This is a genomic window from Micromonospora sp. NPDC005197, from assembly GCF_040608295.1.
GTDB lineage: Bacteria > Actinomycetota > Actinomycetes > Mycobacteriales > Micromonosporaceae > Micromonospora.
Window position 1 is genome coordinate 1 of record NZ_JBEXHY010000191.1, and the last position, 7,543, is coordinate 7,543.

Sequence of the window (7,543 nt, forward strand, 5' to 3'; positions counted from 1 at the left end):
GTGCCGGTGAATCACCGGCACCCCGCTCGACTCCCGGGACGCTACGACCGGGACTTGTCCTGCTTCCAGGACAGCGGACCCGGCAGGTCGACGCGGTGCGCCCGGGCCTTCGAGTTCCAGGACCAGCGGCCGATCTTGATGCTCCACGAGGAGAAGCCGTTCTCGGTGAAGTTCAGGATGATCGGTCCGTACTTCTTGCGCTTGCGAAACATGAGGCCCATCGGAGGTCTCCCCTCGTCACCGTTCCCTGCCGTGTCGAGATCGAACATTCCCGAACGGGCGAATTCCGAAACCCCCTCGTCGTCCCGGGTGGACGGTGACGCGGCACGACCCGACAATCTGCGGGGCTGGCCGCCGGACCGATGGCCGGGTTCGACGCCGCCCGGGTGACCCGGGAGTTCTTTCCCGATGGGCGGCACGAGGCGCTGCTGCTGATGAGTGTGGGCCACCCCGGCCCGGACGCCTGGCGCGAGCGGCTGCCCCGGCTGCCCACGGCCGACGTCATCCACACCCGGTGACCAGGGTCAGCGCGGCTCCCACGCGTCGGGCAGGGCGGTGAGCTTGCGGACGTGTGCGGGCAGCCGACCGCTGACGATCTCGGCGAGGCTCACCTCGTCGACGACCCGTCGCACGGCGGCGCGGACCGCCACCCACAGGCCGGGCAGGTTCTCCGCCGCGCCCTCGTAGCGGGTCTCCTCCGGCCGCAGGCCGCGGACGCCCGCGAGGGGGCCCTCCACCGCGCGCAGCACCGCGCCGACGGTCACTTCGCGGGGCGGACGGGCGAGGGTGTAGCCACCCTCGGCGCCGCGCTGGGCGCGCACGATGCCGGCCCGGCGCAGATCGGCCAGGACCGCCTCCAGGAACTTGCGGGGCATGTCCTGCTCGGCGGCGATGGCCTGGGTGGACAACAGCGAGGGGTACGCGGTCGCGAGGCTCAGCGCCGCCCGTACCGCGTAGTCGCCGCGCGCGGAGATCTGCACCCCGCCATCATGCCCGCCCGATCCCGCCGCCCGACCCGGTGGGCTTCCCGGACCGCGTGGCGTGACCGCCGTTGGCCGGTTCGACGGCGGCGCCGGAGCGGAACCGCCCGCTGTTGGCGCCCGTCGGCTCGACCGCCGGTCGGGGTCGGACGACCCGCCCGGTGGCCGGCTGATCGCGGGCGGCGCGGAACGCGCCCGGGCTGACCCCGATCTCACGGGTGAAGAACCGGCCGAAGTTGGTGGGCTCGGTGAAGCCGAGCTGACGGCCGATCTGGGCGATCGGTTCGTCGCTCGCGGCGAGCAGCCGGGCGGCCTGCAACGCGACCCGCTCGTCGATGACCTGTTTGGCGCTGCGACCGGTCACGGCCAGGCAGGCGCGGGTCAGGGTCCGCACCGAGCAGCCGAGCGCGGCGGCATAGTCCTCGACCCGCCGGGTCACCTGGTAGCCGTGCTCGACCTCCCGGCAGAATCGCTGGAACGTCTCGACCTCCGGCCGGTGCCCGGACCGGGCCATACCGGGCAGCGTCAGCCGCAGCAGCAGCACGGCGAGCTGGTGGCGCAGCAGCGCACGACCGGCGGGGGCGCCGCCGTGCCGCTGGCAGTCCACCGCCAACTGGCTCACCTCGTTGATCACCGCGTCCTCGTCCTCGCCGGCCAACTGCCGCCAGGTCTGCGGGGCGTCCGGGTCGACGGCCAGGCCGTGCAGCGCGTCGGCGGTCCAGCCGACCACCGTCGCGTCGAACTGTGGGCCGGCGCAGCGCAGCACCTGACCGGCGCGGACCCGCAGCAGCGTGCCGGGTCGGCACGGCAACAGGTGGAAGTCCAGCTCGGCGTCGCCGTGACCCCGGGTGGTGAGGATCAACAGCTCCCGCTCGACGAACACCGGCCGCCGCCAGCCGGGGTCACCGGCCAGGTCGGCCAGCGCGAACGTGGAAATCTCGTCGGGTACGGGTGACGCCGTTCCGATCGATGGCGCGGGGGAGGGATCGGTGGAGACCATCGTCTGCGACGGTAGCCCGAACCGCAGGTCACCGCATCCCGATCAACGTGCGCGGCGGCGCCGAGGCTTGTGACGATCCCCGCGGCCGGGCTACGTTACCCGGCGGTAGCGCTGTGCGGTCCGTGGCCGCCTGGCGCCCGCCGTCCGCCCGACCGCCCGGCGGACCCGCCGACACGCGATGGGATGGGCATGACGCAGCTGTTCTCGGTCGAAGGCAAGACGGTCCTGGTCACCGGCGGGTCGCGGGGGATCGGGCTGATGATCGCCCAGGGCTTCGTCCGAGCCGGCGCCCGCGTGATCATCTCGTCCCGCAAGGCGGACGTCTGCGAGACGGTCGCCAAGGAACTCTCCGCCGAGGGCCACTGCGAGGCGATCCCCGCCGACCTGGGCACCGACGCGGGCGCCGAGACCCTCGCCGCCGCCGTCCGCGAGCGCATCGACCGTCTCGACGTGCTGGTCAACAACGCCGGCGCCACCTGGGGCGCTCCGCTGGAGAGCTACCCGGAGGCCGCGTTCGACAAGCTCTGGGCGGTCAACGTCAAGGCCGTCTTCCGGCTCACCACAGCGCTGCTGCCGGCGCTGCGCGCCGCAGCCAGCGCCGACGACCCCGCCCGCGTGATCAACATCGGGTCCATCGACGGCATCCGGGTGCCGTTCATGGAGGTGTACGCGTACTCGGCCACCAAGGCGGCCGTGCACATGCTCACCCGCAGCCTCGCCCACCAACTGGCCGGCGAGCAGATCACCGTCAACGCGATCGCGCCCGGCCCCTTCGAGAGCAAGATGATGGCGTTCGCCCTCAACGACCCGGCGAGCAGGACCGCCATCGAGCAGCAGGTGCCGCTGGGCCGCATCGGGCGCCCCGAGGACATGGCCGGCACCGCCATCTACCTCTCCTCGCGGGCTGGCGCGTACCTCACCGGCGCGGTCATCCCCGTCGACGGCGGCATCACCACCCACGGCTGAGCGCCGGCGACGCCGGGTCGGGCTGCCCGCGTACCCCCGGGTGTGCCAGGGCCGCGCGGACTCGGCAGATCCGCGCGGCCCTGTCTGGCCGGTGTTGCCCGTTCGGGCGGTGCTCAGCGACCGGCGAGCAGCCGGTTCACCGCCGTGTCGACGTCCAGGTGCTCGGCCTCGCGGCCGCGCGGGACGACGACGTACGTCCGTCGAAGGAAACGCACCAGGACGCTGCGCGGCACCTCGAAGAGGGCGTTGCCGTCCGGTGACGAGAGGGCCAGCGCGACGAAGTCGCCCCGTGGTGTGGCCCAGGGCCAGACCCGCACATCGCCGATGCCCGCCGGCTCGTCCAGGCCGGTGACCAGAAGTTCGCGCGCGAACGACCAGCTCACCGCCTCGCCCCCGGCCGATTCGGCATGGAACAGGACATGGACCGCATACGGGTCAGCAGGGTCGTAACGCAGACTGGCACGCACCGGCAAGGCGGTGGCGTCAGGTGCGACGAGCCTTAGCGACGTCTCGACCTCTACGGTCGTCGGTCGGATGACACTCATGGACGTTCTCCCCCCGGCACCGCTGCGGAACGCGCGTGTCCCGCTTTTCCCATACTCAGGTGCTACTCCTGGCTACGCTCCGCCATACGCTGACTTCACCCAGTGGTGGGAAGGGGGACGGAAAGGCCGCGTGAATGTGAGCATTCATGTAGGATTTCCGGTTCTGCCCAGTGCGTGATTCCGCCCGGCGTCGGGTGGCTCAGTCGTCGACTTACTCCGGTAACGTCCAGTCGGCCGTTGCAGTGACGGGCCCGAGCGACACTGGGGGGTGAAATGGTCACGAACCGATCCTCAGTGGATCCGGTGGCCGCGTCCGGTCCGCCGAAAGTCGCGGTCCGAGCAGCCGAAAAGCGGGGGTACGACGTGTCGATGGAGCAACCCGAGCGACCCGGACGGTCGACGCCCGACACGGGCCGTACCGGCGGCGTCCTCGTCGTCGGCGAGCCCCCGCGACGCCCACGCTGGCGGGACCGCATCTCGACCACCCTCGACCTGATCCGCGCCAACCCCACCGGCCGGATCGCCCTCAAGATCTTCATCTCGATCGCCGGCGCGCTGGTGGTCACCATCGGCATCGCCCTGATCCCGCTACCCGGGCCGGGCTGGCTGCTGGTCATCGCCGGCCTCGGCATCTGGGCCGTCGAATACCACTGGGCCCGCCGACTGCTCGGCTTCACCCGCCGACACGTGCACGGTTGGACACAGTGGGTGACGCGACAGTCGCTGCCGCTGCGCTTCGTGCTCGGCGTCGTCGGCCTGGTCTTCGTGGGTGTAGTGGTCTGGCTCTCACTCAAGCTCAGCTTCGGCATCGACGTGGTGGCCGAGGCGATGCAGTACCTCGCGACGCACTGACCCCGGATTTCCGGTCTGGTTCCACGATCGGGTAGAGTCAGTGGCGCTGAGGGCGATTAGCTCAGTGGGAGAGCGCTTCGTTCACACCGAAGAGGTCGCTGGTTCGATACCAGCATCGCCCACTCTCAGTTCTTGCAGGTCAGAGGCCGCTTCCCGGGTTCGGGAGGTGGCCTTTCTGCTTGCGTACAGCAGCTTTGTACAGCAGTTCTCGTCAGCGACTCAGGGAGTCGCCGAGGCGCTTGAGCGCGTCTCTCGTCTTTGTCGATGAGACCTGCGTGTAGATCTCCATCGTCACCGAGAAGCGGGCGTGCCTCAGCACCTGCATGGCGAATCCGGGGTGGACGTCGAGGTCGGCCAGGAGCGTGGCGCAGGTTCGCCTGGCGTCGTGAACGGTGATCGGCCTGACGCCGGCTCTCTCGCACCTTGTCTGCCAGGAGCGTTGGAAGTTGCGCGGCTCGATGGGTGTGCCGTAGCGGGTGGTGAAGACGAGGTCCGTTTCGTGCCACGCCTTGCCGCGGCTGCTTCAGCTTCGTCGCGTTGTTGCTGTCTGAGCTTGAGGGCGGTCAGGCAGATGTCGGGCAGGGGAAGGGTGGCGTCGGACGCCTGGGTCTTGGTGTCGCGGTGCAGGAGCTGGCCGCGTACGCGTTGGAGTTGGCGGCCGATAGTCAGTTCTCCGGCATCGAGGTCGACGTCCTCCCAGGTGAGTCCCAGCGCTTCGCCCTTACGGAGTCTGGTGACGAGGACCAGCGCGTAGGCGGCGTAGAGCGGGTCGTCGTGTGCTCGGGCGGACTCCAGGAACTTGCGCGCCTCGTCGCTTGACCAGGACTTGCCCCGCCGTCGGCGGACGGTGGCGAGGGTGACCGGCACGGCGCGGTTCCTGGTGATGAGGTCTTCGGCCTGGGCGTGGGTGAGGGCGGCTCGTAGCGCGGCTCGGATGTCGCTGACCGTCCGCGTCGACGGGACGGCCTGGCAGCAGCGGCCGACCGCGCAGCAGCGGCGCTTGTGCTTCGGGCGGGCGGCATCCTTGCCCTGGGCGCAGCACTGGCAGGTGCGGGCCACCTGGTTGATCCAGGTCTGCACGTCCCGGGACTGGAGCCGGTCCAGCCGCTTGCCGCCGAGGCCGGGGGAGATGCAGCGGCGGACGAATGTCTCGTTTGTGGCGTAGGTCAGGGGCGCGCGGTTCGGTTGGATGATTTCGTTGAGCCAGTAGGTGAGGAAGCTGCCGACCGTCGGGACGCTGGTCGCTACCAGTCCCTGCTTCGCCTGCTGGTGCAACTTGATCCACTTGTCGTGGACGGTCTCGCGGGTCTTGCCGTAGACGTACTTCCGGGTGCGCCTGCCATCCGGCTTAGTGACCCAGACGTACGCGGCGAAGCCGTTGCGGTAGGGGAAGATGGAGCCTTCGCCGTTGGCGCGCGTGCGGGCGGGCATCAGGCAGCCTCCTGGCGTTCGACCTGCTCGCGGATGTAGTCGTCGACCCACTCCGGGAGGATGCGGCGGTACTTGCCGTCCTTGATAGAGCGCAGCTCGCCGGTAGCGATCTTCATCTTGACCTTGGAGATGCCGAAGCCGAGCAGGACGGCGACTTCGGCGGGGGAGTACCAGCGGGGGCGGAGATCGTGGTTCATGCGGCGGCCCCGGTGAGCCAGGCTTCATGTGCGAGTTCTTCCCGACCGATGCGTCTGGCCTCACGCCGCTGACTTGCGGCGGTGTTGGCGAGCAGGGCGTCACCTTCGGTGAGTCAGCCGGACCCGCTGAAGGCGAGGGTGCCGACCGTGATCGTGTCTGGCGGGTCGTCGTCCTCTTCGCGTCGGTAGTTGGCGCGAGTGTCGCGGAGCAGGCCGAGGGTGACGGAGTAGCGGCGGGCCTTGGTGAGGAAGTGTTAGGGGTTCAAGCCTCAGCCACCCGGCTCCCGTGCCCGATCCGTGCCCGATGCAGCGGTCAACACCGGCCAGTAGAGGCCTATGGGGAAGCCTGCTCGGATGGTCCGTACTCCCACGACCAGCCGGCACCAGGCCCAAGGAGCCCTACTTAACCCGATTCCCAAGCTGACAGTGCTCGACCGTCCCCGCCAGGGCAGTGTTCCGGCGGGTGGTAGAACGGGGGATGGAGATCGCGCAGCTCAGGCAGGCGTTGGATGACATCTTCGACGGCGCGATCGTGCATCACGGGTACACCGACTACGTCCGCGACTACGAAGTCATCGTCTACGTCACCGCAGACCCGCGTACCGGCATCCCACCCGTCCACCTCCGCTACCTCTTCAAGTACTGCGTCGCAGCCGAGGTGCAGACGGCGGTGAGTCCCGAGACCTGGCGTTGCTCGCTCGACGAGCGACTGACCGACCGGGAGATCGGTCCGGACCTGGACGGCTTTGTGTGGGCGGTGCGCTGGCAGCCGCTCTACCCAGGTGCGGAGGTGGTGGCAGACTCCGAGCGTGCCCGGTCGTGGGCTGACAAGGTCGGCATTCCCTTTCACGAGGTCCGCTTCAAGATGAACGCTCACGCCATCACTCTCATCTTCAGCGACCTTGACGTGACGGAGGTGAGGGAGGGCTACGCGCCCTTCACAGTCACCGACGACGATTGATGCAACGATCTTGCAACTCGCCTGGGGGTGACTAACTGGTGACGATCGGGACGGACGCCAGCGGACGAGCAGGAATGCTGATGGACGTTCCCAGCAGTTCAACGCCCGCAAAACGGCGGGCCAACCCCCGTGTTGGTTGCCTGGGGGTCAAGGAGTCGGCGGCTCTTGCGATGCGTCGGGCGCAGTACTGCGGAAGGCCGCCGCCAGCTGGCCAGGACGCCATCCCTCGCTCAGCGCCTTGCGGATGACTGCCGCGACCATCGATGGAAGAACAGGGACCGACGGGCAGCCGATCCAATTGCTCGGGTGGTCCTGGGGCATGCTGACCAGCAGTACGCCGCCCTTGCAGTCGGCTTGCTCAACGGCGAGGGAGAGTGGCCGCTCACCGAGCGCCTGCGCGTAGGTAGGTCGTCCACGCCCCCGCCACCTGAAGACCACGCCGTCGACCGTGATGAGTCGAGAGCCCTTCTTGGTCAACGTCACGTCGATCCTAACGCCGCCGGATGCCAGTGGCAGTGGGCTTGACCCGTTTCGACGGACAGGGTCGATGTGTTGATCTTAGTCAGGCTGCCTGGGCCGCTGGTAGGAGGTGCGAACCGGTGGATTCGAAG

At 69.3% G+C, this 7,543-nt stretch carries 10 protein-coding genes, 1 tRNA gene and 2 pseudogenes; 5 read left to right on the plus strand and 8 right to left on the minus strand.

What is annotated here, in order from left to right:
• Positions 1-41: 41 nt before the first annotated feature.
• Complete coding sequence (locus ABZU46_RS30065; protein WP_030333600.1) at positions 42-221, minus strand: DUF4236 domain-containing protein; 180 nt, start codon at positions 219-221, stop codon at positions 42-44.
• Positions 222-362: 141 nt separating this feature from the next.
• Here ABZU46_RS30065 and ABZU46_RS30070 point away from each other — a divergent pair, with 141 nt between their 5' ends.
• On the plus strand, positions 363-518 hold the full coding sequence (locus ABZU46_RS30070) for a hypothetical protein (RefSeq protein WP_354863048.1): 156 nt from the start codon (positions 363-365) through the stop codon (positions 516-518).
• Between the two features lie 6 nt (positions 519-524).
• Here the strand turns inward: ABZU46_RS30070 and ABZU46_RS30075 are convergent, their stop codons facing one another.
• Positions 525-980, minus strand: a complete 456-nt coding sequence (locus ABZU46_RS30075) for an Rrf2 family transcriptional regulator (RefSeq protein ID WP_007457237.1) — start codon at positions 978-980, stop codon at positions 525-527.
• A 7-nt stretch (positions 981-987) separates the two neighbouring features.
• Positions 988-1,980 carry an AraC family transcriptional regulator gene (locus ABZU46_RS30080; RefSeq protein ID WP_354863050.1) on the minus strand — a complete coding sequence of 331 codons (993 nt, stop codon included), beginning with the start codon at positions 1,978-1,980 and terminating at the stop codon, positions 988-990.
• 189 nt (positions 1,981-2,169) lie between these two features.
• Here ABZU46_RS30080 and ABZU46_RS30085 point away from each other — a divergent pair, with 189 nt between their 5' ends.
• Positions 2,170-2,946 carry an SDR family oxidoreductase gene (locus tag ABZU46_RS30085; protein WP_354863051.1) on the plus strand — a complete coding sequence of 259 codons (777 nt, stop codon included), beginning with the start codon at positions 2,170-2,172 and terminating at the stop codon, positions 2,944-2,946.
• A 113-nt stretch (positions 2,947-3,059) separates the two neighbouring features.
• Here the strand turns inward: ABZU46_RS30085 and ABZU46_RS30090 are convergent, their stop codons facing one another.
• Entirely contained in the window at positions 3,060-3,491 is a 432-nt protein-coding gene (locus ABZU46_RS30090; RefSeq protein WP_007457244.1) for an SsgA family sporulation/cell division regulator, read from the minus strand.
• Between the two features lie 273 nt (positions 3,492-3,764).
• On the opposite strand from ABZU46_RS30090, the gene ABZU46_RS30095 reads away from it, so the two are divergent.
• Both ABZU46_RS30095 and ABZU46_RS30100 read left to right on the plus strand, forming a co-directional pair.
• A complete protein-coding gene (locus tag ABZU46_RS30095) occupies positions 3,765-4,343 on the plus strand; it encodes a PGPGW domain-containing protein (protein ID WP_354863053.1) in 579 nt (192 codons plus the stop codon).
• Between the two features lie 50 nt (positions 4,344-4,393).
• Positions 4,394-4,465, plus strand: a tRNA-Val gene (locus ABZU46_RS30100).
• Between the two features lie 89 nt (positions 4,466-4,554).
• On the opposite strand, the pseudogene ABZU46_RS30105 reads toward ABZU46_RS30100, so the two are convergent.
• The 3 genes and pseudogenes from ABZU46_RS30105 to ABZU46_RS30115 all read right to left on the minus strand — a co-directional run.
• A pseudogene (locus ABZU46_RS30105) lies at positions 4,555-5,774 on the minus strand (tyrosine-type recombinase/integrase).
• On the minus strand, positions 5,774-5,971 hold the full coding sequence (locus tag ABZU46_RS30110) for an excisionase family DNA-binding protein (protein WP_089001262.1): 198 nt from the start codon (positions 5,969-5,971) through the stop codon (positions 5,774-5,776). The pseudogene ABZU46_RS30105 and the gene ABZU46_RS30110 overlap by 1 nt, the downstream one beginning before the upstream one ends.
• Positions 5,968-6,225 (minus strand): annotated as a pseudogene (locus ABZU46_RS30115) (replication initiator); the annotation flags it as partial. The gene ABZU46_RS30110 and the pseudogene ABZU46_RS30115, both read right to left, overlap by 4 nt.
• A 224-nt stretch (positions 6,226-6,449) precedes the next feature.
• On the opposite strand from ABZU46_RS30115, the gene ABZU46_RS30120 reads away from it, so the two are divergent.
• A complete protein-coding gene (locus ABZU46_RS30120; protein ID WP_354863055.1) occupies positions 6,450-6,932 on the plus strand; it encodes a hypothetical protein in 483 nt (160 codons plus the stop codon).
• Between the two features lie 147 nt (positions 6,933-7,079).
• Here the strand turns inward: ABZU46_RS30120 and ABZU46_RS30125 are convergent, their stop codons facing one another.
• Positions 7,080-7,415 (minus strand): hypothetical protein, encoded by a 336-nt coding sequence (locus ABZU46_RS30125; protein WP_354863057.1) that lies wholly within the window; start codon positions 7,413-7,415, stop codon positions 7,080-7,082.
• Positions 7,416-7,543 lie beyond the last annotated feature (128 nt).

Excerpts from the sequence above, each read along its gene's own strand:
- ABZU46_RS30070 (WP_354863048.1), top strand. The coding sequence starts at position 363 with ATGGCCGGGTTCGACGCCGCCCGGGTGACCCGGGAGTTCTTTCCCGAT.
- ABZU46_RS30095 (WP_354863053.1), top strand. The coding sequence starts at position 3,765 with ATGGTCACGAACCGATCCTCAGTGGATCCGGTGGCCGCGTCCGGTCCG.
- ABZU46_RS30120 (WP_354863055.1), top strand. The coding sequence starts at position 6,450 with ATGGAGATCGCGCAGCTCAGGCAGGCGTTGGATGACATCTTCGACGGC.
- ABZU46_RS30110 (WP_089001262.1), bottom strand. The coding sequence starts at position 5,971 with ATGAACCACGATCTCCGCCCCCGCTGGTACTCCCCCGCCGAAGTCGCC.
- ABZU46_RS30080 (WP_354863050.1), bottom strand. The coding sequence starts at position 1,980 with ATGGTCTCCACCGATCCCTCCCCCGCGCCATCGATCGGAACGGCGTCA.
- ABZU46_RS30065 (WP_030333600.1), bottom strand. The coding sequence starts at position 221 with ATGGGCCTCATGTTTCGCAAGCGCAAGAAGTACGGACCGATCATCCTG.
- ABZU46_RS30090 (WP_007457244.1), bottom strand. The coding sequence starts at position 3,491 with ATGAGTGTCATCCGACCGACGACCGTAGAGGTCGAGACGTCGCTAAGG.
- ABZU46_RS30085 (WP_354863051.1), top strand. The coding sequence starts at position 2,170 with ATGACGCAGCTGTTCTCGGTCGAAGGCAAGACGGTCCTGGTCACCGGC.